The sequence below is a fragment of the Ensifer sp. YR511 genome, from assembly GCF_900103045.1.
Lineage (GTDB): Bacteria > Pseudomonadota > Alphaproteobacteria > Rhizobiales > Rhizobiaceae > Ensifer > Ensifer adhaerens.
In genome coordinates this window covers 259,743-282,521 of sequence record NZ_FNGR01000001.1, presented here as the reverse complement: position 1 = coordinate 282,521, position 22,779 = coordinate 259,743, and the positions used below count along the sequence as shown (strand labels likewise).

Below are 22,779 nucleotides of genomic sequence, written 5' to 3'. Positions count from 1 at the left end.
AATATTAGAGGTATGCGCGTGACAGCTACATTCGACAAGGTTGCCGACATTATCGCGGAAACGAGCGAGATCGATCGCGAGACGATTACGCCGGAAAGCCACACGATCGACGATCTCGGCATCGACAGCCTGGACTTCCTCGACATCGTGTTTGCGATCGACAAGGAATTCGGCATCAAGATTCCGCTCGAGCAGTGGACGCAGGAAGTCAACGAAGGCAAGGTTTCGACCGAAGAATACTTCGTTCTGAAGAACCTCTGCGCCAAGATCGACGAACTGCGGGCTGCCAAGGGCTGATCGGGCTTTCGCCCGAGCCTTGCCACTCGATTTCCAATGCCGCCCGTCGCGCCCCGCGCTTGACAGGCGGCATTGGCGTTTTTACTTGAGCCCGAAACCAACAGGGTGAGCCTCAATGCTCCTTGAATACTTCCAGATGATCGACCGTGTCGAAACGGTCGATCTTTCGGCTGGCCGGCTGACGGCGCGGTCCGTCGTGCCGGAGAAGAGCCCGGTGTTCGAAGGCCATTTCCCAGGCTACCCGCTGGTGCCCGGCGTGCTTCTGATCGAGACCATGGCGCAGGCCTCCGGTTTCCTGGTGCTCGCCGCCACCAATTTCGCCGCCATGCCCTTCCTGATGTCGGTCGACGGCGCCAAGATGCGGACCTTCGTCGAGCCCTCGGCCGAACTCGAGATCGAGGCTTTCCTCGAGCATGAAGGTTCGGGCTTCGCCGTCACCAAGGCGAAGATCACCTCTGGCGGCAAGAAGGTCTGCGATGCCCAGCTGAAACTGAGAACGATGCCGTTCGATCAGGTTCCGCTCGGCGATATCGTGCGCAAGCGGGCTGGAGAAGTGGGTCTGATGGCGGCGCTTTCGGCGGCAGCCGGTTCGGAGAAGTAAGATGAGCAAATCTGCAAACGACGTTGTCATTACCGGCGTCGGTATCGTCACCAGTCAGGGCGTCGGCGTCGAGCCGCATCTGGCGCTGCTTACCGCCGGCACGTCGCCGGCCGTGCGCGTCGAGACCGAAAAGTTCAGCCCCTATCCGGTGCACCCGCTGCCGGAGATCGACTGGTCGCAGCAGATCGCCAAGCGTGGCGACCAGCGGCAGATGGAAAACTGGCAGCGTCTCGGCGTTTTTTCCGCGGGCCTGGCTCTCGATGACGCCGGTCTCAAGGACAATCTCGAAGCCTGCGGCAGCATGGACATGATCGTCGCTGCCGGCGGCGGCGAGCGTGACATCAACGTCGATTCGCTGATCGTCGACGAGGCGCTGAAGCGCAACGACCGCGAACAGCTCCTCAATGAAAAGCTGACGACCGAACTGCGGCCGACGCTGTTCCTGGCCCAGCTTTCGAACCTGCTCGCCGGCAACATCTCGATCGTGCACAAGGTCACCGGTTCGTCGCGCACCTTCATGGGCGAGGAAGCGGCCGGCATCTCGGCGATCGAAACCGCCTTTGCCCGGATCAAGGCCGGCCAGTCGACCCATACGCTCGTCGGCGGCGCGTTTTCGGCCGAGCGCCTGGACATCATGCTGATGATCGAGGCGATCCAGGGCCAGGCGACCGGTGACTGGCACCCGATCTGGTCGCGCAGCCGCGACAACGGCGGCGGCATGATCCCCGGGTCGGTCGGAGCCTTCCTGGTGCTGGAATCACGCGAGTACGCCGAAGCCCGTGGTGCCCGCATCTATGCGACGATCGACGCGATCGGCAGCGACCGCGGCAGCCGCGCTGACGGCAAGCTCGAAGCACGCCTTGCGGACCTGGCGAAACCGGCCGAAAAGCTCGACCCGGCAGGCACCGTGGTCTTTTCCGGCACGTCAGGCTTTCATGATCTCGTCGCCAGCGAAAAGGCGTTCCTGCAGGCCAATCTGGCCGGCGCGCCGGTGCGTGCCTATGGCGGCATCGTCGGGCACAGCATCGAGGCGCAGTTTCCGGCGGGCCTCGCGCTTGCTGCACTCACGCTCGGCCACGGCGCCAAGGTACCGGCCTTCGACGGCAGCTTCGAAAAGCCGATGACGGCGGCTGCCCGGTCGGCGGTCGTGACCACCGTCGGTCATTCACGCGGCGAAGGCGTCGCGGTCCTTTCGGCCGAATAAGAGGAACGATTGATGAGCAACGCTTACAAGGATCATCTCGGTCGTCCGATCGTCGCCGTCACTGGCATGGGCGTCATCACCTCGCTCGGGCAGGGCCTGGAAGACAACTGGTCAGCGCTGACCGGCGGCGTCTCCGGCATCCGCAAGATCACCCGTTTCCCGACGGAGGGTCTCAACACCCGCATCTCCGGCATGGTCGATTTCATCGAGGTGCCGGCGGCCAACTCCGTCGAGCGCTCCTACGCCATGGCGCGCGAGACGACGCTGGAAGCGCTGGCGCAGGCCGGGCTTTCCGGCGACTTCAACGGTCCGCTGTTTCTGGCCGCCCCGCCGATCGAGCCGGAATGGAGCGCGCGCTTCGAGCTTGCCGACCGCTCGCCGCCTTCCGAACAGCCGGGCGATGCGTACAACCGTTTCCTCGCCGCGATGCGCCAGAAGGCCGATCCGGTGTTCCATGAGGCCGTGCTCTTCGGCTCGATCTCCGAGCGCCTTGCCGATCGCTTCGGCACGCGCGGCCTGCCGGTGACGCTCTCGACGGCCTGTGCCTCGGGCGCGACCGCGATCCAGCTCGGCGTCGAGGCGATCCGCCAGGGCCGCACCGATCGTGCGCTGACGGTAGCGACCGATGGTTCGGTCAGCGCCGAAGCACTCATCCGCTTTGCGCTGCTTTCCGCGCTCTCCACCCAGAACGATCCGCCGGAGAAGGCCTCCAAGCCCTTCACAAAGGATCGGGACGGCTTCGTCATCGCCGAAGGCGCTGCGACCCTGGTGCTCGAATCGCTGGAAGCTGCCGTTGCCCGCGGCGCCCGCGTCTACGGCATCCTGAAGGGCTGCGGCGAGAAGGCCGATCTCTTCCATCGCACGCGCTCGTCGCCCGACGGCGGCCCGGCGATTGCGACGATCCGCGCGGCCCTTGCCGACGCCGGCATCGACGAAGGCGGCATCGGCTACATCAACGCGCACGGCACCTCGACGCCCGAGAATGACAAGATGGAATATCTGTCGATGTCTGCCGTCTTCGGTGAGCATCTGCCGTCGATCCCGGTCTCGTCGAACAAGTCGATGATCGGCCACACCCTGACGGCCGCCGGTGCAGTCGAGGCGGTGTTCTCGATCCAGACGATGCTGACGGGCACGCTGCCGCCGACGATCAACTACCAGAACCCCGATCCGGCGATCGTGCTCGACGTGGTGCCGAACGTGAAACGCAGCCAGCAGGTGTCTGCGGTGCTGTCGAACTCCTTCGGTTTCGGCGGCCAGAACGCCAGCCTGGTGATGACGGCCGAGCCGGCTTGAGCCGGACCTGGTGAAACGAAATACCCCCTCTGGCCTGCCGGCCATCTCCCCCAACAAGGGGGAGATCGACGCGCGGCCGGCCGATCGCTCCAATAACAAGGCCCGATTTCGGTGCTTTTCGTGAAGGGCAAAGGGGTGCCACATCCAATCTCCCCCCTTGTGGAGGAGATGCCCGACAGGGCAGAGGGGGGCACGCGCCGCTCTCTGTAGAATGGCGACATGCCCACAAGACGTGTATATGCCGCCTGTCGATCTGAACATTTAAAGGAAGAACCATGCGCGCCCTGCAACTGCTCGATGACCGCAAGCTCGAAATCACCGACATTCCGGAACCGGAAGCACCCGGCCCGGGCGAGGTGACGTTGCGCGTCAAGGCGGTTGCGCTCAACCATATCGACGTCTGGGGCTGGCGCGGCATGGCATTCGCCAAGCGCAAGATGCCGCTCGTCATCGGCGCCGAGGCAGCAGGCGTCGTCGACAGCATCGGTCCCGGTGTTTCAAGCGTGCTTCCGGGCCAGCTCGTCTCGATCTACGGCGCGCGCACCTGCGGCCTCTGCCGTCCGTGCAAGGAAGGCCGCGACAACCTCTGCGAACATGTCGGCGGCGTTCACGGCTTCCACCTCGACGGCTTCGCACAGGAGAAGATCAACCTGCCGGCGCGCCTGCTGGTTCCGGCACCTCCGGGCGTCGACGCGGTTGCCGCAGCCCTTGCTCCGGTCACCTTCGGTACCGTCGAGCACATGCTGTTCGATAACGCCAAGCTTGAGCCCGGCGAAACCATCCTCGTGCATGCTGGCGGTTCCGGCATCGGCTCGGCGGCAATCCAGCTTGCCAAGAAGATCGGCTGCACCGTGATCACCACCGTCGGCTCCGACGACAAGATCGAGAAGGCCAAGGCGCTCGGCGCCGATCACGTCATCAACTATCGCACCGACCGCTTCGAGGGCGTGGTGCGCAAGCTTACCAAGAAGAAGGGCGTCGACGTCGTGTTCGAACACGTCGGCAAGGACACCTGGGCGGGCTCGATGCTCTGCATGAAGCGCGGCGGCCGTCTCGTTACCTGCGGCTCCACCTCGGGCGTGTCCACCGACATGAACCTGATGATGCTGTTCCAGCAGCAGCTGAAGCTGCTCGGCTCCTTCGGCTGCCGCATGGAAAACATGGCGAACGCCATGCAGAAGATGGCGCGCGGCCTCGTACATCCGGTCATCGACACCGAAATCGGCCTCGACGAGATCGACCGCGCGCTGGAGCGCATGGAATCGCGCCAGATCTTCGGCAAGATCATCCTGAAGATGGATTGATCGACGTGCGCATGCTGATCACACGGCTGGTGCTGGCGGCGGATCGTTTCCGCCAGTGGCTGATTGCGCAGTTCGTGTTTCTGCTTCTGACGATCCTGAAGATGTTTCCCGCTGACGGCGCGATCAACTTCATGGATCGCGCCCTGCGGTTCATCGGCCCGAAGACCAGCCGTCAGAAGCTGACGCTGACGAACCTGCGCAACGCATTCCCGGAAAAGAGCGAAGCGGAAATCGAGCAGATCGCGCTCGAAAGTTGGGGCAACATGGGCCGCATGGCGGCCGAATACGTGTTCCTCGACCGTCTCTTCGATTTCGACCCGGAGCGCACGACGCCCGGGCGCATCGAAGTCTCGGGCATTCCCTTGTTCCTCGAGCTTCGCGACAATCCGCGCCCCTTCATCGTCTTTACCGCGCATAGCGGCAATTTCGAAATGCTGCCGGTCGCCGGCTCAGCCTTCGGGCTCGACGTGACGGTGCTGTTCCGGCCGCCGAACAACCCATACGTGGCCGAAAAGGTCTTCAACTTCCGCGCAGAACGCATGGGCAAGCTCGTGCCGTCGCATGCGGGCTCGTCCTTTGCGCTCGCCCGCCAGCTGGAGCGCGGCCAGGGCGTCGGGGTTCTCGTCGACCAGAAGTTCCGCAAGGGTCTAAAGACCAAGTTCTTCGGCCAGGACGTGCAGACCAACCCGCTGCTCGCCAAGCTCGTCCGCCAGTTCAACTGCGAGGTCTATCCAGCCCGCTGCATCCGCTTGCCGGGTGGCCGTTTCCGCCTGGAGATCGAACCGGCGATCGCCATCCCACGCAAGGCCGACGGCAGCGTCGACGTGACCGCTACGGCGCAGGTTCTGAACGACAAGGTGGAAAGCTGGGTGAGGGAATATCCCGGCCAATGGCTCTGGTATCACGACCGCTGGCACATCAAGCGCTACCTGAAAGACTGATTCTCCTTCGCCCGCGACCCCAGCCAGATTGCGTCTTGCGCAAGCAGGCTTGATCTTCCTGCAAGCCCGGCAACCCATGTGCCGGGCTTTGCGTTTTGCCAAGTACGCGGGAGTATCGGCACCGATCTTCCCTCGAAAACGTGCGTAAACGTTAAGTTTTTCTTTCTGCTGTTGAACGCTATCGCAATGAGTGTAAACTTATGCCTGTCGCGTGAGAAAATGCCTGCAAGCGCTTTGGATGACCCGAGCAGTGCGGTTTTACGCGGAAGTGGTGGGGGAAACGTCAAGAACCAGATCAGTGTCCTGAGCATCTACGCCTGTTTTGTAAGTGCATCGAAGCGGTTTTGCCGTGGGGGAATTGGGGTTTCGAATTGAACGCACTGATTGAGCTGTTCTGGTTCAAATATTCGCAGCTGCAGTATGCCGTTCGTACGGCAGACGAGCATTTGATCAGCATTCTGGATCGCGAATTGGATCCGATCTTGAGATCCGTCTACGACGAGAAGGCGGTGAGCGTCGAAGATGCCCGGCTTCAGTTCCAGTTCCTGATCGACATTCTGCGCGTCGAAGCCGACGACATTTCCTGCGTGTTGCGCCATTCGCAGTTGTTGCAATCGCTGATCAATCGCTACTTCGCGGCGACCGGTGCGGAGAACCTCGCCGACCTGCAACTGGAGCGCCTGCCGGCGCAGCCGAACAAGGGCAGGGCGGACGAAGGATTGCTCAACGAGGCGATCCTCGACAGCTTCCCGGACCGGCTTGCGGTGATCACGCCCGACTACCGCTATCTTTACACCAATCCGCGCAATGCCGAGCATCTGGAAAGCCGCCCGATGGACCTGATCGGCCGGCATATCGTCGAGTTCATCGGCATCCAGCGGTTCGAGCTTCGGGTGAAATCCTATCTCGACCGGTGTTTCGCCGGCGAGGTGGTGGACTACACCTTCGCCAAGACGGTCGACGCGCGCACGGTCGTCGTGCGCTGCCGGCTGACGCCGTGCATGTCGAGCACCGGCAAGCTCATCGGCGCTATTCTAGTGATCCAGGAACATGCCGACCGCCGCCGCGCGATCGCGGCCTGAGGCGCCAGTTCCGGCGGTATCAATCGAAAATGCATGAGGGGATGCGCGGCCGGATAACGGCCGCCTGACGTGTCCGTTTTGCGGCGCGCTGCCCCCAAAGGCCGGTTTATCCGACCGGCGCGGTGATGCTGCGCAGACATTCCTGCTCGAAGCCGACGTGCCGCCTGAGGCTCGTGAAGAAGCCGCGCAGCATGTAGCCGGCGGTCTCGGCATTGACCGTCTGGTCGGCAGCGCCGAGGCGCTCCAGCATTTCGGTCAGCTCCTCGGCGAAGCACTCGTCCTCGCAGTGTTCGTATTTCAGCCGCTCCAGCGTCGCGCCGAGCGTCGGATCGCCGCGGTAGGTGCGTTCGATCCAGGAGAAGACGAGGTTTTCTTCGCCCGAATGCATCTCGCGGATCAGCGGCTCCAGCACCTTTGCGGCATAGAGGCATTTCTGCCGGTCGATTTCCGCAGGCAGGCTGTCGGCGATTTCCTCCAGGCAATTGCAGAGCGCAAGCTGCTCTTCGTGGGCGCGGGCAAGCCAGGCAAACGGCTCGGCCACGGACTCCCGCCGGGGGGCCGGGTCCAGCCGGCTGCGGATTCGTCCGTCTTCAAAAGTCTTTTTCATCGGCTTCAGACGCCAGCTCCCACGGCGCTCCCTATTGTTTGCCGAGGATGATCCAAACGAGGTGACAAAGCCTTGATCTGAATCAAGGCCGGGCTGCCCCGATTCTGACACTTTCGGGCAAGCTGCGGTGACACCCCTCGTTTCGGGGTGTTGTCGCGTGCGTTCGGATAAAGTTGGGGACCCAACCATGAAATACACATTCGAGATGATCCTGCTCGGGGTCGGTGCATTCCTGGCGCTTGTCGGCGCCGGGTTTGCCCAGGACCGGCACTTCGAAGCCCATATGTGGGTGCTGTTCTTCACGCTTCTTGCCGGCACCATCCTCCTGATGCGCCGCATCGAGTTCAGCCCGGCTTCCGCGGGCAGGGCGTCACCGCCGCCACCCCAGTCGGAGTATTTTGACGAGGTGGTCAAGTATGGCGTGATCGCCACCGTCTTTTGGGGCGTCGTCGGCTTTCTCGTCGGTGTCGTGGTTGCACTCCAGCTTGCCTTCCCGGACCTCAACATCGAGCCCTGGTTCAACTTCGGCCGCATGCGGCCGTTGCACACCTCGGCGGTCATCTTCGCCTTCGGCGGCAACGCGCTGATCGCAACGTCCTTCTACATCGTCCAGCGCACCAGCCGTGCCCGCCTCTTCGGCGGCAATCTCGGCTGGTTCGTGTTCTGGGGCTACCAGCTCTTCATCATCATGGCCGCCACCGGCTATCTGCTGGGCATCACCCAGTCGAAGGAATATGCGGAGCCGGAATGGTATGTGGACCTGTGGCTGACGATCGTCTGGGTCGCCTATCTCGCCGTCTTTCTCGGCACGCTGCTGACGCGCAAGGAGCCGCATATCTATGTGGCCAACTGGTTCTACCTCGCCTTCATCGTCACGATCGCGATGCTGCACATCGTCAACAACCTGGCGGTTCCGGTCTCCTTCCTCGGCTCCAAGAGCTACTCGGCCTTTGCCGGGGTGCAGGATGCGCTGACGCAATGGTGGTACGGGCATAATGCCGTCGGCTTCTTCCTGACGGCCGGCTTCCTCGGCATGATGTATTACTTCATCCCGAAGCAGGCCAATCGCCCTGTTTACTCCTACCGCCTGTCGATCATCCACTTCTGGTCGCTGATCTTCATGTACATCTGGGCGGGTCCGCACCACCTTCACTACACCGCGCTGCCCGACTGGGCGCAGACGCTCGGCATGGTGTTCTCGGTCATGCTCTGGATGCCCTCCTGGGGCGGCATGATCAACGGCCTGATGACGCTTTCGGGCGCCTGGGACAAGATCCGTACCGACCCGATCATCCGCATGATGGTCATGGCCGTTGCCTTCTACGGCATGGCGACCTTCGAAGGTCCGATGATGTCGATCAAGACGGTCAACTCGCTCAGCCACTACACCGACTGGACCATCGGCCACGTGCATTCCGGCGCGCTCGGCTGGAACGGCCTCATCACCTTCGGCGCGATCTACTATCTCGTTCCGAAGCTGTGGAACCGCGAGCGCCTCTACAGCGTGCGCATGGTCAACTGGCACTTCTGGCTCGCCACGCTCGGCATCGTCGTCTACGCGGCGGTCATGTGGGTTGCCGGCATCCAGCAGGGCCTGATGTGGCGCGAGTACGACGACCAGGGCTTCCTCGTCTATTCCTTCGCGGAATCGGTCGCGGCCATGGTTCCCTACTACGTGCTGCGTGCCCTTGGCGGCGCACTCTTCCTCGCCGGAGCTCTGCTCATGGCCTTCAACGTAACCATGACCATCCTCGGCCGCGTGCGCGATGAAGCCCCGATCTTCGGTGCGACGCCCGCGCTCAAGGCTGCGGAATAGGAGGGCATAGAGAATGTCCATTCTCGACAAACACGCGACGCTCGAACGCAACGCGACCCTGCTGCTCGTCGGCTCGCTGCTCGTCGTCTCCGTCGGCGGCATCGTGGAAATCGCGCCGCTCTTCTACCTCGAAAACACCATCGAGAAGGTGGAGGGCATGCGTCCCTATTCGCCGCTGGAGCTTGCCGGCCGCGACATCTATGTGCGTGAAGGCTGCTATGTCTGTCACAGCCAGATGATCCGCCCGTTCCGCGACGAAGTGGAGCGCTACGGTCACTACTCGCTGGCGGCGGAATCCATGTACGACCATCCGTTCCAGTGGGGCTCCAAGCGCACTGGACCGGACCTGGCGCGCGTCGGCGACCGCTACTCCAACGAGTGGCACGTGCAGCACATGATCGAGCCGCGCTCGGTGGTGCCGGAATCGGTGATGCCGAGCTACGCCTTCCTCAAGGCGACGCCGCTCGATGTGAACAACATCGCCGCGAACCTCAAGGCCAACAAGGCGGTCGGCGTGCCCTACACGGACGAGATGATCGACAACGCGCTTGCCGACATCAAGGCGCAGGCAGATCCGAACGCCGACACGTCCGGCGTCGAGGGCCGCTATCCGAAGGCCAAGCTCGGCGACTTCGACGGCGATCCGCAGAAGCTGACGGAGATGGACGCGCTCATCGCTTATCTTCAGATGCTCGGCACGCTGGTCGACTTCTCCACCTACGATGACACCACCGGCTATCGCTAAGGAGACCGCACCATGGAAACCTACACGGCCATGCGCCAGTTTGCCGATAGCTGGGCGCTCCTTGCCATGACGCTCTTTTTCCTGGGCGTCGTCGCCTTCATCTTCCGGCCCGGCGCCAAGAAGGCCGCCGATGATGCCGCAGCCATCCCCCTGAAGGAGGATTAATAGAATGGCGGACAAACACGTCGACGAAATCAGCGGCGTCGAGACCACCGGCCACGAATGGGACGGTATCCGCGAGCTTAACAACCCGATGCCGCGCTGGTGGGTCTATACCTTCTACGCGACCATCGTCTGGGCGGTCGGCTACATGATCGTCTATCCCGCGGTGCCGCTTCTGACCGACGCCACCAAGGGCGTGCTCGGCTATTCGAGCCGCGCCGAGGTGAGTGCGGAGCTTGCCAGCGCCAAGGCGGCGCAGGCCGGCAATATCGAGAAGATCGCGTCGAGCTCGCTCGCCGACATCATGGCCGATCCGCAGCTGCAGCACTTCGCCGTTTCCGGCGGTGCCTCGGCCTTCAAGGTCAACTGCGCCCAGTGCCACGGCTCGGGTGCGGCCGGTTCTGCCGGCTTCCCGAACCTGAACGACGACGACTGGCTCTGGGGCGGCAAGCCCGAAGAGATTTACCAGACGATCGCCCACGGCATCCGCTATAACGGCGACGACGACACCCGTGTCTCGGAAATGCCGTCCTTCGCGGAAATCCTGCAGCCGGAAGAGATCAAGCAGACGGCGGCCTATGTCGTCAGCCTCACCGGCACGCCGTCGGATGCCTCCATGGTAGAGCCGGGCAAGGCGCTGTTTGAGGCAAACTGCGCCTCCTGCCACGGTGCCGACGCCAAGGGCAACCGTGAGTTCGGCGCGCCCAACCTTGCCGATGCGCTGTGGCTCAACGGCTCGAGCGAACAGGCGATCGTCGCCCAGATGAAGGCGCCCAAGCACGGCGTCATGCCCGCCTGGCTGCCGCGCCTCGGCGACACCACCGTCAAGCAGCTCGCCATCTTCGTGCATTCGCTGGGTGGCGGCGAGTAAGAGGAACGAGGGGCTTGCGGACCTGCCACGCATCCGTAGGTGATGGTGGCGCCCCTCATTCGCCTGCCGGCACCTTCTCCCCGCCAGGCGGGGAGAAGGGCGCAAGCCGCGCTAGCCTCGCCAGGTTAAAAGTAAGGTTGGCGATGGAGCCGCCCATCACGTTCTTGAGTGGGCTACCGCTCAGACTTTTCAGGCTTGATGCCGGGCGGGTGACCCCAGCGTTCCTCTCCCCGCCAGGCGGGGAGAGATGTCCGGCAGGACAGTGAGGGGCAGCTCTCATCCATCCAGTCGAGAAGGCCGCGCCAAATGGCGCGGCCTTTTTCATCTGGAGCGTTTCGTCATTGAGGGGAGATGTCAATGAATTGGCCGACGTGTCCTCTCAAGATCTCGCCTTTTCGCCGACACGCCTTCGCAACGAAACTACGGCAAGCGTCGCCATGATCGCGATGGCGACGGCGCAAACGGCGGCGGCTGCGTTGAAGCCGGTCATGAAGGCGGCCTGGGCTTGCTCCAGCATGCCCGCCGGTAGCTCGGTCGCGACGGATACGGCGCCGGCGAGGCTGTCCGACAGCCTGTCGCCGATCTCGCCGGGGATCAGCGTCTGGCCGGCCATTTCGATGCGGTAGACGGCGGTGGTCAGGCTGCCGAGCGTGGCGATGCCGACGGCAAGGCCGAGTTCCTGCACCACTTCGGAGAGGGCCGAGGCCGTTCCGGCCTTTTCGGCGGGCGCTGCACTGACGACGAGATCGGTGCCAAGCGCGGCAATGGTTCCAAGGCCGAGATAGACGAGCGCAAATGCGGCGGTTACCAGCCCGACCCCGTATGGCGTATGGCCGAGCTGGGCGAGCAGGAGGTAGCCGACCACCGAGAGCGCCAGCGCCGCTGCGATCACGGGGCCGGGGCCGAAGCGCCTGGCGATGAGCGGTGCGGTGATGCCGCCAAAAGCATGGCGAGCGCCGGGGGGCCCATTCTCAGGCCCGCCGACAGCGGAGAAAGCCCGACGACAAGCTGCAGATACTGGGTGACGAGCAGCATCGTGCCGCCGACAGCCGTCAGGCCGATCAGGAGGATCAACAGCGCGGTGCGGAAGGCGCGGTCGGAGAAGAGCTCGAGGTCGATCAGCGGGCTTCGAAGCCGGCGTTGTCGCCGGATGAAGAGGAGCGTGGCGACGAGGCCGACGGTCAGGCCGAGCGTGGCGCCGAGCCCAAGGCCATCCTTGGCGATCTGCTTGATGCCGTAGACGATGGGCAGCAGCCCCGCCAGCGACAGCGCCACACTGGCCATGTCCAGGCGGTCCGATTGCGGGGCACGATATTCCGGCAGCAGAAACGGCGCGACGATGAGCAGCAGCCCGACGATCGGCAGTGCGACGAGGAAGGCAGCCCCCCACCAGTAACGTTCGAGCAGGATGCCGCCGACGATCGGCCCCGCGGCCATGCCGAGCGCGAACATGGTCGCCCAGACGCCGATCGCAAGCGCGCGCTGGTGCGGGTTCAGGAACATGTTGCTGATCAGCGCCAGGGTCGGCGGCATCAGCGTTGCGCCGGCAACGCCGAGTGCCGCGCGTGCAGTGATCAGCATGGTGGCGCTGGTGGAATAGGCCGAAAGCACCGAGGCGACTGCGAAGGCGGCCGCGCCCAGCATCAGGAGCTTGCGGCGACCGATGCGGTCGCCGAGCGTTCCCATCGTGATCAGAAAGCCGGCGATCATGAAGCCGTAGGCATCGACGATCCAGAGCGCCTGGGTGCTGGTGGGCTTCAGATCCGCCGCGAGCGCCGGCAAAGCGAGATGCAGCAGCGTCAGGTCGAGCCCGAGCAGGATGGTGGGGAGCGCGAGCAGGGCGAGCCCGGCCCATTCTCGCAGGCCCGCGCGCGTTTCACCGGGATCGGCATGGTCGGTGAGGTGGGATGGTCGGTCGCCGAGAATTGTCAAAAGTGGCCTCCGTCTTCGCTTGGGCTGGTTGCGGAGACCACATCTTCAGGGCACAATCATCCTGTTACAATTTAAGTAGTTATCCTATTACTGAGAGCAATAGCGTGAACGAACGAAGTCTTGAGCGAAGCAAGAACGAGCTGTCGGAGTTCTTGACGAGACACAGGGCGAAGCTGACGCCGGCCGATGCCGGCCTTGCCTTCACCGGGCGGCGGCGCACCCCGGGCCTCAGGCGGGAGGAGGTGGCAGCGCTCGCCGGTGTCGGGCTCACCTGGTACACGTGGTTCGAGCAAGGGCGCGACATCAAAGTGTCGGAGGCGTTCCTGCTGAATGTGGCGCGAGCGCTGAAGCTCGACGACGCCGAATGCAGCCATCTGTTCCTGCTTGCCCACAAGCGGCCGCCACCGCCGGAGGCACATCATCGCGTTACCGTTTCGCCGCTGATCCAGACGTTGCTGGACGAGCTCACGGTCCGGCCGGCCCATGTGATCAACCTGCGCTGGGATGTCGTTGCCTGGAACGCTGCGGCAGACGCTCTGTTCGGCTTTAGCGCCCGGCAGCCGGAGCTTGGCAATATCCTGCAAATGGTGTTTGCCGATCCCGAGATACGAAGGCGCATGCCCGCCTGGCGCGAGGATGCGCCGAAGCTGCTTGCCCAGTTCCGATACGATTTTGCCGTGGCGCCGGATGATCCGTCGATGCTGGCCCTGGTCGAAAGCCTGAAGGACCTGTCGGCCGATTTCAGGCGCTGGTGGGCAGCGCCTGGCGTTGACGAGGTCCGTCGCGGGATCGGGTCCCTGATCGATGCCGGGGGCGGGCGCCTGCGTTTCCGGCACGAGACGTTGGTTGTGGACGAGCACCGGCATCTGCGGATGGTGGTTTACTTCGCCGAACCGGCGCTTGCCTGACGGCGACGCCCGAAGCGGCAGGCGCCGGGCCTTCTTATTCGAGGGCTGCGGCTATGGTAGCGCCGACCACGACGCTCGATAGCGCAGTGCCGAGCAGCAGCGAGGTGTTGACCGGCTTTCTCACGACCGTGCCGAAGTTGAAAAGGTTCATCGGCAGGAGGTGAAAACCGCCGCTTTCCGGCTTGCTCGACGGCGCTTCCATGAAGCACTCGTCGTCGAACCAGATCCAGTCGTCGCGCCAGGTCCAGCAGCCGTGCTGGCGGTAGATGTTTGCCACCTGCTCGGCGAAGCCCTTGTCGGCGGGCAGACGGATATAGTCTTGCGGCCTGCGGCTGAAATACTGCATGGCGAGCGGCATGGAGCGCTCGGTGCAATAGTTCGACATCCAGAGCTTGAAGCCGATCTCGTCGCGCAGCCGGTCCAGCACCCGGAAGACCTGGACGTGATCCTCATGGCCGTATTCGCCCCAGGGATTGTGGGTGAAGACGTTCATGTCGGGCTTCAGGAGCGGCAGCAGCGTACGATAGAGCGTTTCGTAATTGTCCCGGTAAGCCTGGGCGATCGGCCGGGTGGAGTGGCGGAAGCTGCCGGGCATGATCTGCGACAGCGATTTCTTGACGATGCGCTTGGCTTCGCGGCGTGTGCCTTCGGTGCCGAACTCCATGCCGAAGGGACCGGGCTTCGGGTTCGTCCAGTCGGCGCAATCGAAGGAGCCGGTTTCTTCCATTTCCAGAAAGCGCACTTTGCCGCGTGGGTAGGCCTTGATCGCAGCGGCGCGTGCGTCGCCCATCTGCGGCTCCGACCAGATATCGCGGTAAAGGATGATCACCTCGTCGACTTTTCGGAGGATCGAGGTGAACCACAGCAACTCGTCATCGGGATGGGCGCCGATGATGACGGAGTTCTTCAGAAAATCATGCGTGTCGGCCATGCTCTTGCGCGCCCTCGTGTTCGTCGCGCGCAATTCTGACGTGTAGAGATTAAACCGGCGTAAAGCGGGAGGGCGTGTCCACAGGGAAGCGGTGCGGTCGTAGGGCCACCGCCCTCTTGGCCTGACCCTCCCGGCAATTTACTGCGCAGACCAGACCGCCAGTTCGTAACCATCCGGGTCGGCGAAATGAAAGCGCCTTCCGCCAGGGAAGGTGAAGATCAGCTTGACGATCCTGCCTCCGGCCTTTTCGACGCGGGCGAGCATATCCTCGAGCTTGTCGGCATAGAGGATGATCAGCGGTCCGCCGCTGCCGACCGGGCCGGTGGTGGTAAAGCCGCCGGTCAGTCGGCCGTCCTGGAATTCGCAATATTCCGGGCCGTAGTCGGTGAAGGTCCAGCCGAAGGCGCTGCCGTAGAAGGCCTTGGTGGCGGCGATGTCGGAGACATTGAACTCGACATAGTCGATGCGGCTGTCGTTGCCCTTGTTACCCATTTTTCTACCTGTCTTCTCCGGATTCCATGATCGATTTCAAAGTGGCGAGATCCTTCGCCACCCAGCCGGCATCGCCGGCAAATTGTTCTGCGCTCATGCCCGGCTGCCGCAGCAGCGTGAACATCACCTCCGCGCCGTCGCCGTTCGGCACGACGCGCAGCGCATTGTGGACCTCTGTGCCGCCTTCCAGCGTGACGAGATGATCGGTGACGCCGAAGGCGTTGTCAGGCGCAAAGCGCACGCGGGCATTACCGAGCGGACCCGGCGCCAGCCAGTGATCACCCTCGCGGGTCAAGCCCGACGACAGGCCGGACGCCCAGCGCGGCATGTTCTCGGGCTTTGCCATGAAGGCATAGACGTCGCGCCAGTCGCGGTCGATGGTGGTGTGAACGATCTTTGCTTCAAGTGTTGCCATGCTTTGTTCTCCTGCATGACGGAGTAGCACGGGTCGCCCGACCGGTCTTGAACGAAACGGCCAGTCAGGCCGCCCGCCGGTCACCGACGAGCTGGCGGCGGATTTCGGCGGGTGAGAGCGAGGTCAGCTGCCTGGCCTCGCGCGACAGATGCGCCTGGTCGGCATAGCCGGCATCGAGCGCAAGCAGGCCGAGCGTGGCGGAGGGGTCCCTTTGGCAAGCCCCGAGGAAGCGCTGCAGGCGCAGGATGCGGTCGAGCGTCTTGGCGCCGTAGCCGAAATGCTCGTGGCAGCGGCGCCTCAGCGTCCTTTCACTGGTGCCGGTGACGGCAGCGAGGGCGCGGATGGGGTTGTCGGACGAGCCATGGCTCTGCCGCAGATGGGCGAGGGTGGCGGCGATATCGCCTGATGGCGGCGAGACGGCCGGCAGGCGCTCAAGCACCGCTTCCGTGAGCATCTCGGCGCGGTGGACCGCATCGGGCGCGTCCTCAATCCTGGTTTCGAGTTTGCGCGCGGCTGGACCCCAGAAGGCGTCGAGCGGAACGACCGCGCCGATGATCTGCGAAAGCGATGTGTGCAGGAAGGACGCCGCGATGCCCGGGCGGAAGCGCAGGCCGATGATGTCGGTGCCCGGCGCGAAGACGGGGAAGGCGGCCACCCGGTCGGGCCCGGCAACCGCCAGGCCGTGCCTGGACCAGAGGATATCGACACAGCCGTCGGGTACGACCGCGATGGGTGCGGCCGTCCCCTCCGGCAATTGGTGGCGCCAGAGGCATTCGACATGGCCGCCGAGTGCGCCGGGCGCGGCATACTCTCGATAGATACCGCGCCGCTTGGCCAGTGTCGGCTCTGTCGGAGCCGGCTCCGTCTGACTCAGCGGCCCGTGGGCGCCGTCCATGCCTTGTCCTCCACGCTTCGGACCGTGCCGGCCGCCTCTTGGCGCGACCAGATCTCGCCGTCGATCTGGCCCTGCAGCTCCGGATAGTCGGCCGCATGGAACACCGGGTCGAGACCCTGCCGGCGCTGGGCGAAATAGTCCTTCGTCAGTTTGGCAATGGTACCGGAGAGGAGCACGATGGCAATGAGGTTGATCGTCGCCATCAGCCCCATCGAGGCGTCTGCCGCGTCGAACACGGTGGTGATGCTTTCGGACGCACCCCAGACGACCATGACGAGCACGGCGCAGCGCATGACCAGAACGCCGACGCGATTGGCGCCGCCGAGATAGGTGAGCGCATTCTCCGCATAGGAATAGTTGCCGATGATCGAGGTGAAGGCGAAGAAGAAGATCGCGATGGCAATGAAGTAGCTGCCGGCCCAGCCGATATGCACGTTCATGGCCGCTTGCGTCAGTTGCGTTCCGGTGACGCCGGAACCGGGTTCCAAAGTGCCCGACAGCAGGATCATGACCGAGGTCGCGGTGCAGATCAGGATCGTATCGATGAAGACGCCGAGCGACTGCACAAAGCCCTGCGATGCCGGGTGATGCGGCACGGGCGTGGCGACGGCCGCGATATTCGGGGCCGAGCCCATCCCGGCTTCGTTGGAAAACAGGCCACGCTTGACGCCGTTCATCATCGCAGCCGTGACGCCGCCGGCGACACCGCCTGCCGCTTCCTGCAGGCCAAAGGCGCTGGAGATGATCGTCCACAGCACGCTCGGCACGATCGACGCGTTGACGACGAGCACGTAGATCGCGGTCAGGAGATAGGCGATCGCCATGAAGGGCACGACGATTTCGGCGACGCGGGCGATCTGGCGGATGCCGCCGAAGATGACGATGCCGGAGATGGTCGCAACCGCGATACCGACGGCGATCTTAGGCACACCGAACGCACCCTGGACGGCGTCCGCGATGGAATTGGCCTGCACGGCGTTGAAGACGAGGCCGAAGGAGAGGATCAGGCAGACGGAGAAGATCGTCGCCGCCCAGGGCGCGTTGAGGCCGCGGGCGATGTAGAAGGCGGGACCGCCGCGATATTGACCGTTTTCGTTGCGCACCTTGTAGAGCTGCGCCAGCGCGCTTTCCGCATAGGCCGTCGCCATGCCGACGAGCGCCACCATCCACATCCAGAAGGTGGCACCGGGACCACCGAGATAGAGCGCAACGGCAACGCCGGCGAGGTTGCCGGTGCCGACGCGCGAGGCGAGGCTGACGGTCAGCGCCTGGAACGGGCTGATACCGGCCGCATCCTTCGAGCCGCCGCTGCTTAAGACCCGGAACATCTCGCCGAAATGCACGATCTGCGGAAAGCCGAGGCGCAGGGTGAAGTAGATGCCGACGGCGAGCAGGCCGTAGATCAGCACGTAGCCCCAAAAGATCGTGTTCAGAAAGCCGATGATCGTGTCCATGCGGTTCCTCATTGGTATTGCAAGGTGTGGTGATGTGGCGAACCGCGGTACGGATCGAATGGGAAAGGCCGTTTACTACTTTTGAGCCTGGCATCTCTTTCGAGCGCCTGGACCTTTCGCCGCATGCTGGCGCTTTAGCCCGCAAACTTGACACAGATCAACGTTTTCGGCCGCCAAATCAGGCAAAACGTGGTGCAATACATGACATATCCGGGGATTTCCCACAAATGAGCCCACAATCCGCCGCAAATCCTGCCTCCGTCGAACGTCACGAGGCCGAACCGGTCAATGCGGCGCATGTGCGCAAGCCGCTCTACGAAAAGCGCAAGAAGATCTTCCCGAAGCGTGCCGAAGGCAGCTTCCGTCGCTTCAAGTGGCTGGTGATGCTGGTGACGCTCGGCATCTATTATCTGACGCCCTGGATCCGTTGGGATCGTGGCGAGCATGCGCCGGACCAGGCTGTGCTCGTCGATATCGCCGCCCGGCGCTTCTATTTCTTCTTCATCGAGATCTGGCCGCAGGAGTTCTTCTTCGTCGCAGGCCTGCTCGTCATGGCCGGCTTCGGCCTGTTCCTGGTGACGTCTGCCGTCGGCCGCGCCTGGTGCGGCTATACCTGTCCGCAGACGGTATGGGTCGATCTCTTCCTGGTGGTCGAACGCTATATCGAAGGCGACCGCAATGCCCGCATGAAGCTCGATGCCGGTCCCTGGACGTTCGACAAGATCGTCAAGCGGGTGTCGAAGCACTCGATCTGGATCATGATCGGCATCGCCACGGGCGGCGCCTGGATCTTCTATTTCGCCGATGCGCCGACGCTTTTGAAAAGCTTCGTTTCGCTGGAAGCGCCCATGGTCGCCTACATGACCGTCGCGATTCTCACGGCGACGACCTATGTCTTCGGTGGACTGATGCGCGAGCAGGTCTGCACCTATATGTGCCCGTGGCCGCGCATCCAGGCGGCAATGCTCGACGAAAACTCGCTGGTCGTGACCTATAACGACTGGCGCGGCGAGCCGCGCTCGCGCCACCAGAAAAAGGCCGTCGCTGCCGGGGAGGCCGTCGGCGATTGCGTCGATTGCAACGCCTGCGTCGTCGTCTGTCCGATGGGCATCGACATTCGCGACGGCCAGCAACTCGAATGCATCACCTGCGCGCTCTGCATCGATGCCTGCGACGGTGTCATGGACAAGCTCGGCCGTGAACGCGGGCTGATTTCCTATGCGACGCTCAACGACTATGCCGCCAACATGGCGCTGGCCACCAATGGCGGTACGGCGGCGATCGATCCGGGTCGGGTGCGCAACGCCGACGGCGCATTTTCGGACAAGGTTCGCCACTTCAACTGGAAGATCGTCTTCCGGCCCCGTGTGCTCGTCTATCTCGGCGTCTGGACGCTGGTCGGTATCGGTCTGCTCTATGCGCTCCTGTCGCGCGACCGGCTGGAACTCAACGTGCTGCACGACCGCAACCCGCAGTTCGTCGTCGAATCCGATGGTTCGGTGCGCAACGGCTACATGGTCAAGCTCTTGAACATGATCCCCGAACAACGCACGATCACGCTCGCAATCGACGGGATGCCCTCTGCGACCATGCGCATCGCCGGCCAGGCAGCGGGCGACGGCCGGACCTTCGCCCTCGGTGTCGATCCGGACAAGGTGACGGCAGTCAAGGTGTTCGTGACGCTGCCAAAGGACAAGCTCGGCGAGGCGGACGACGGTTTCAGCCTGATCGTCGAGGATCCGTCGAGCCATGAGCGCGACGTCTACAAGGCCAACTTCAACAGCCCGGGAGCCGCAAAATGACGATAAACCAGGCAGGGGCGAAACAGGCAAAGGCACCGCGACCCTTCACCGGCTGGCACATGCTCGGCGTCATGGTGCTGTTCTTCGGCACGATCATCACCGTCAATCTGATCATGGCCTGGAACGCCAGCCATAGCTGGAGCGGATTGGTGGTGCAGAACACCTATGTCGCGAGCCAGCAGTTCAACGGCAAGGTGAAGGAAGCGAAGGCCTTTGTCGCCGATGGCCTCGACGGCAAGCTCAGCGTCGAAAACGAGGCGCTGCGCTACACGCTGACGCGCCGGGGCAACCCGGAGATGACTGCCGACAAGGTGGTGGCTGTGCTGAAACGCCCGGTCGAGGAGCATGAGGACGTCACGGTCGAGATGGCGCATCAGGGCGAGGGCGTCTTCGTTGCCGCAACCGCGCTGAAGCGCGGCCAGTGGATCGCCGACATCACCGCGACATCAGGCGAGACCGTCGTCTACCGCCAGGCCATCCGCTTCATGGTGCCGGGAGCTGCGAAATGAGCTGCTGTGCTCCCGGAACCGAAATGGCTCTGGAGGTCGACAGGGCCGGGCAGGGACTGCCGACAACGGAAGAGCTGTGGTTGATGAGCCGGTCGCTCGGCGGCGGTCTGCGCCAGACGGATTTGAGCGTGCCCGGCGTGCATTGCGGCGCCTGCATCAGCACGATCGAGGGCGCCTTGAAGACACGGCCGGAGGTTGACCGGGCCCGCGTGAACCTTTCGTCCCGGCGCGTGTCGATCGTCTGGAAGGAAGAGGTAAATGGCGCCCGTACCGATCCGCGGGAACTGGCGCGGGCCATCCGTTCGCGCGGCTACGAGACCCATCTTTTCGCGCCGGGCGAGGAAGACGGCGATCAGACACTGAAGAAGCTGGTGCGCGCCGTTGCCGTCTCGGGTTTTGCCTCGGCCAACATCATGCTGCTTTCGGTCTCGGTGTGGTCGGGGGCGGAGGCGGCGACCCGCGATCTCTTTCACTGGATCTCGGCGCTGATTGCCGCCCCTACGCTGATCTATGCCGGACGCTTCTTCTATGCGTCCGCCTGGAACGCGCTGAAGCACGGCCGTACCAACATGGACGTGCCGATTGCGCTGGCGATAACGCTCTCCTATTCGATCTCGCTCTACGAGACGATCACTCACGGCACCCATGCCTGGTTCGACGGCACGGTGATGCTGCTCTTCTTCCTGCTGATCGGCCGCACGCTCGACCACATGATGCGCGGGCGCGCCCGCTCGGCGATCAGCAGCCTGGCGAGGCTTTCGCCGCGCGGCGCCATGGTGGTGGATGCTGACGGCGGACGCGAGTATCGCCCTGTCGACGAGATCAAGCCAGGCGAGAAACTGGCGATCGCTGCCGGCGAGCGCATCCCCGTTGATGGCCGCATCCTCATTGGCACCAGCGATCTCGATCGCTCGATCGTCAATGGCGAGAGCGCGCCGGCGCCGGTCAAGGTCGGCGACGCCGTCGAGGCGGGTACGCTGAACCTCACAGGACCGCTGACGATCGAGGCGACGGCGGCGGCACGCGACTCGCTGCTTGCCGAGATCATGGGGCTGATGGAAGCCGCCGAAGGGGGCAGGGCGCGCTACCGCCGCATCGCCGACCGCGCGGCACAGTATTATTCGCCGGCGGTGCATCTGCTGGCTCTGCTCAGCTTCATCGGCTGGATGTTCGTCAACGGCGATTTCCATCATGCGATGCTGGTCGCCGTCGCCGTGCTGATCATCACCTGCCCCTGCGCACTCGGGCTTGCGGTACCTGTCGTGCAGGTGATTGCCGCCGGACGGCTCTTCCAGAACGGCGTCATGGTCAAGGACGGCTCGGCGATGGAGCGGCTTGCCGAGATCGATACGGTGCTGCTCGACAAGACCGGAACACTCACGGTTGGCGAGCCGCGGCTCGTCAATGGCGGGGACATTCAGCCATCGATCCTCGCGACGGCGGCGGGGCTCGCCGTGCATTCGCGCCATCCGCTGGCGATGGCCATTCATGATGCGGCGGCGATCGCGCCCGTCGTCAATGGCGACATCCGCGAAATCCCCGGTGCCGGCATTGAAGCGCAGACGCAAGCCGGTCTCTACCGGCTTGGCAGCCGCGCCTTTGCCTGCGGCGATGCCGGCGAGGCGACCGGCCAGTCGGAAGTGATCCTGTCGCTCGATGGCCGCGAACTCGCCTGCTTCCGCTTCGAGGACCGGCTCAGGCCGTTCGCCCGCGAGAGCATCGAGGAGCTTGGACGGCTCGGCCTTTCGACGGGCATTCTTTCGGGCGACCGCGCGCCGGTCGTCTCCGCCCTCGCCAAGCGGGCCGGCATCGAGCGCTTCAAGGCGGAACTGACGCCGCGCGGCAAGGTCGATGAATGTGCGGCCGCCGCTGAGGGCGGTCACCGGGTGCTGATGGTCGGCGACGGCATCAACGACGCGCCGGCGCTGCGCGCCGCGCACGTCTCGATGGCGCCGGCAACGGCCGCCGATGTTGGCCGCCAGGCGGCAGACTTCGTCTTCCTGCACCAGGGGCTGAACGCCGTGCCGATGGCGATCGATACGTCGCGCCGGGCCGGGCGGCTGATCCGCCAGAACTTTGCCCTGGCGATCGGCTACAACGTCATCGCCGTCCCGATCGCGATCCTCGGCTATGCCACACCGCTGATCGCGGCCGTCGCCATGTCGACCTCGTCGGTGATCGTCGTTGCCAACGCCTTGCGCCTGCGCGCGGCGACCGGCAATGTCACGGAGGTTGCCGAACAGAAGGCACCTGTCACGCTGCGGCCGGTCGGGAGCGCCTCATGAACACGCTGATCTATCTCATTCCCATCGCGCTGTTTCTCGGTGGGATTGGCCTCGTCGCCTTCCTTTGGGCACTGAAGAGCGGCCAATACGAAGACCTCGAAGGCGCCTCCTGGCGGGTGCTCGACGATGGCGATGGCAAGCCTGAAAAGAAGTGATTTCGTCAGTAATCACTTGTCCTTAATCGATTTGAATGCCAAAACAACCTCCGCCGTCGCTTCTCGCGCCTGGGC

The 22,779-nt window shown here is 63.8% G+C and carries 24 protein-coding genes; 16 read left to right on the top strand and 8 right to left on the bottom strand.

Annotation, left to right across the window (positions count from 1 at the left end; all coding sequences use genetic code 11):
• The first annotated feature begins 12 nt into the window (after nt 1-12).
• The 7 genes from BLU15_RS01330 (at nt 13) to BLU15_RS01300 (ending at nt 6,725) form a co-directional block, all read left to right on the top strand.
• A complete protein-coding gene (locus tag BLU15_RS01330) occupies nt 13-297 on the top strand; it encodes an acyl carrier protein (RefSeq protein WP_089044188.1) in 285 nt (94 codons plus the stop codon).
• Between the two features lie 115 nt (nt 298-412).
• Nucleotides 413-898: a 3-hydroxyacyl-ACP dehydratase FabZ family protein gene (locus BLU15_RS01325; RefSeq protein ID WP_034788315.1), complete on the top strand. Its 486-nt coding sequence runs from the start codon at nt 413-415 to the stop codon at nt 896-898.
• Between the two features lies 1 nt (nt 899).
• Complete coding sequence (locus tag BLU15_RS01320) at nt 900-2,102, top strand: beta-ketoacyl-ACP synthase (RefSeq protein ID WP_034788318.1); 1,203 nt, start codon at nt 900-902, stop codon at nt 2,100-2,102.
• Nucleotides 2,103-2,114: 12 nt separating this feature from the next.
• Nucleotides 2,115-3,398, top strand: a complete 1,284-nt coding sequence (locus tag BLU15_RS01315; RefSeq protein WP_060520623.1) for a beta-ketoacyl-ACP synthase — start codon at nt 2,115-2,117, stop codon at nt 3,396-3,398.
• Between the two features lie 275 nt (nt 3,399-3,673).
• Nucleotides 3,674-4,702, top strand: coding sequence for a zinc-binding dehydrogenase (locus tag BLU15_RS01310; protein ID WP_034788322.1), 1,029 nt, complete (start codon nt 3,674-3,676; stop codon nt 4,700-4,702).
• A gap of 11 nt (nt 4,703-4,713) precedes the next feature.
• Nucleotides 4,714-5,643 (top strand): lipid A biosynthesis lauroyl acyltransferase, encoded by a 930-nt coding sequence (locus BLU15_RS01305; RefSeq protein WP_034788563.1) that lies wholly within the window; start codon nt 4,714-4,716, stop codon nt 5,641-5,643.
• 371 nt (nt 5,644-6,014) lie between these two features.
• Complete coding sequence (locus BLU15_RS01300) at nt 6,015-6,725, top strand: PAS domain-containing protein (protein ID WP_034788334.1); 711 nt, start codon at nt 6,015-6,017, stop codon at nt 6,723-6,725.
• Between the two features lie 106 nt (nt 6,726-6,831).
• Here the strand turns inward: BLU15_RS01300 and BLU15_RS01295 are convergent, their stop codons facing one another.
• Nucleotides 6,832-7,332 carry a hemerythrin domain-containing protein gene (locus BLU15_RS01295; protein WP_051659130.1) on the bottom strand — a complete coding sequence of 167 codons (501 nt, stop codon included), beginning with the start codon at nt 7,330-7,332 and terminating at the stop codon, nt 6,832-6,834.
• Between the two features lie 187 nt (nt 7,333-7,519).
• Between BLU15_RS01295 and ccoN the strand changes: the two genes are divergently transcribed.
• From ccoN to ccoP, 4 genes are read left to right on the top strand one after another with little or no spacing between them, the layout of a single operon-like run.
• Nucleotides 7,520-9,148, top strand: coding sequence for a cytochrome-c oxidase, cbb3-type subunit I (ccoN, locus tag BLU15_RS01290; protein ID WP_034788365.1), 1,629 nt, complete (start codon nt 7,520-7,522; stop codon nt 9,146-9,148).
• 13 nt (nt 9,149-9,161) lie between these two features.
• The gene (gene ccoO / locus BLU15_RS01285) at nt 9,162-9,893 is read left to right on the top strand and encodes a cytochrome-c oxidase, cbb3-type subunit II (RefSeq protein ID WP_034788367.1); all 732 of its coding nucleotides are present in this window, start codon (nt 9,162-9,164) and stop codon (nt 9,891-9,893) included.
• Nucleotides 9,894-9,905: 12 nt separating this feature from the next.
• Nucleotides 9,906-10,058, top strand: a complete 153-nt coding sequence (locus BLU15_RS01280) for a CcoQ/FixQ family Cbb3-type cytochrome c oxidase assembly chaperone (protein WP_034788377.1) — start codon at nt 9,906-9,908, stop codon at nt 10,056-10,058.
• 4 nt (nt 10,059-10,062) lie between these two features.
• Nucleotides 10,063-10,926: a cytochrome-c oxidase, cbb3-type subunit III gene (gene ccoP / locus BLU15_RS01275; protein WP_034788383.1), complete on the top strand. Its 864-nt coding sequence runs from the start codon at nt 10,063-10,065 to the stop codon at nt 10,924-10,926.
• A gap of 379 nt (nt 10,927-11,305) precedes the next feature.
• On the opposite strand, the gene BLU15_RS39945 is transcribed toward ccoP, so the two are convergent.
• Together BLU15_RS39945 and BLU15_RS01270 are read right to left on the bottom strand one after the other, a co-directional pair.
• Nucleotides 11,306-11,818, bottom strand: a complete 513-nt coding sequence (locus tag BLU15_RS39945) for an MFS transporter (RefSeq protein ID WP_244546689.1) — start codon at nt 11,816-11,818, stop codon at nt 11,306-11,308.
• Nucleotides 11,815-12,858: an MFS transporter gene (locus tag BLU15_RS01270; RefSeq protein ID WP_244546688.1), complete on the bottom strand. Its 1,044-nt coding sequence runs from the start codon at nt 12,856-12,858 to the stop codon at nt 11,815-11,817. Before BLU15_RS01270 ends, BLU15_RS39945 begins: the two co-directional genes overlap by 4 nt.
• A gap of 104 nt (nt 12,859-12,962) precedes the next feature.
• Here BLU15_RS01270 and BLU15_RS01265 point away from each other — a divergent pair, with 104 nt between their 5' ends.
• Nucleotides 12,963-13,766, top strand: a complete 804-nt coding sequence (locus BLU15_RS01265; protein ID WP_090293984.1) for a helix-turn-helix transcriptional regulator — start codon at nt 12,963-12,965, stop codon at nt 13,764-13,766.
• A 34-nt stretch (nt 13,767-13,800) separates the two neighbouring features.
• Here BLU15_RS01265 and BLU15_RS01260 read toward each other — a convergent pair whose 3' ends face one another.
• The 5 genes from BLU15_RS01260 to BLU15_RS01240 form a co-directional block, all read right to left on the bottom strand.
• Complete coding sequence (locus BLU15_RS01260) at nt 13,801-14,697, bottom strand: hypothetical protein (RefSeq protein ID WP_176960253.1); 897 nt, start codon at nt 14,695-14,697, stop codon at nt 13,801-13,803.
• A 138-nt stretch (nt 14,698-14,835) separates the two neighbouring features.
• Nucleotides 14,836-15,189 carry a VOC family protein gene (locus BLU15_RS01255; protein ID WP_090293982.1) on the bottom strand — a complete coding sequence of 118 codons (354 nt, stop codon included), beginning with the start codon at nt 15,187-15,189 and terminating at the stop codon, nt 14,836-14,838.
• A 4-nt stretch (nt 15,190-15,193) separates the two neighbouring features.
• Nucleotides 15,194-15,604: an SRPBCC family protein gene (locus BLU15_RS01250; RefSeq protein WP_090293980.1), complete on the bottom strand. Its 411-nt coding sequence runs from the start codon at nt 15,602-15,604 to the stop codon at nt 15,194-15,196.
• A gap of 64 nt (nt 15,605-15,668) precedes the next feature.
• Nucleotides 15,669-16,499 carry a helix-turn-helix domain-containing protein gene (locus BLU15_RS01245; RefSeq protein ID WP_244546687.1) on the bottom strand — a complete coding sequence of 277 codons (831 nt, stop codon included), beginning with the start codon at nt 16,497-16,499 and terminating at the stop codon, nt 15,669-15,671.
• On the bottom strand, nt 16,475-17,953 hold the full coding sequence (locus BLU15_RS01240) for an alanine/glycine:cation symporter family protein (protein ID WP_089044184.1): 1,479 nt from the start codon (nt 17,951-17,953) through the stop codon (nt 16,475-16,477). The genes BLU15_RS01245 and BLU15_RS01240 overlap by 25 nt, the downstream gene beginning before the upstream one ends.
• 227 nt (nt 17,954-18,180) lie before the next feature.
• On the opposite strand from BLU15_RS01240, the gene ccoG reads away from it, so the two are divergent.
• The 4 genes from ccoG to ccoS are packed head-to-tail and all read left to right on the top strand — an operon-like array spanning nt 18,181 to nt 22,704.
• Nucleotides 18,181-19,755, top strand: a complete 1,575-nt coding sequence (gene ccoG / locus BLU15_RS01235) for a cytochrome c oxidase accessory protein CcoG (protein WP_034788396.1) — start codon at nt 18,181-18,183, stop codon at nt 19,753-19,755.
• Nucleotides 19,752-20,264 carry a FixH family protein gene (locus BLU15_RS01230; RefSeq protein WP_034788399.1) on the top strand — a complete coding sequence of 171 codons (513 nt, stop codon included), beginning with the start codon at nt 19,752-19,754 and terminating at the stop codon, nt 20,262-20,264. The genes ccoG and BLU15_RS01230 overlap by 4 nt, the downstream gene beginning before the upstream one ends.
• Nucleotides 20,261-22,549 (top strand): cation-translocating P-type ATPase, encoded by a 2,289-nt coding sequence (locus BLU15_RS01225; protein ID WP_090293978.1) that lies wholly within the window; start codon nt 20,261-20,263, stop codon nt 22,547-22,549. Before BLU15_RS01230 ends, BLU15_RS01225 begins: the two co-directional genes overlap by 4 nt.
• Nucleotides 22,546-22,704, top strand: coding sequence for a cbb3-type cytochrome oxidase assembly protein CcoS (gene ccoS, locus BLU15_RS01220; protein ID WP_043615060.1), 159 nt, complete (start codon nt 22,546-22,548; stop codon nt 22,702-22,704). Before BLU15_RS01225 ends, ccoS begins: the two co-directional genes overlap by 4 nt.
• Nucleotides 22,705-22,779: the final 75 nt, after the last annotated feature.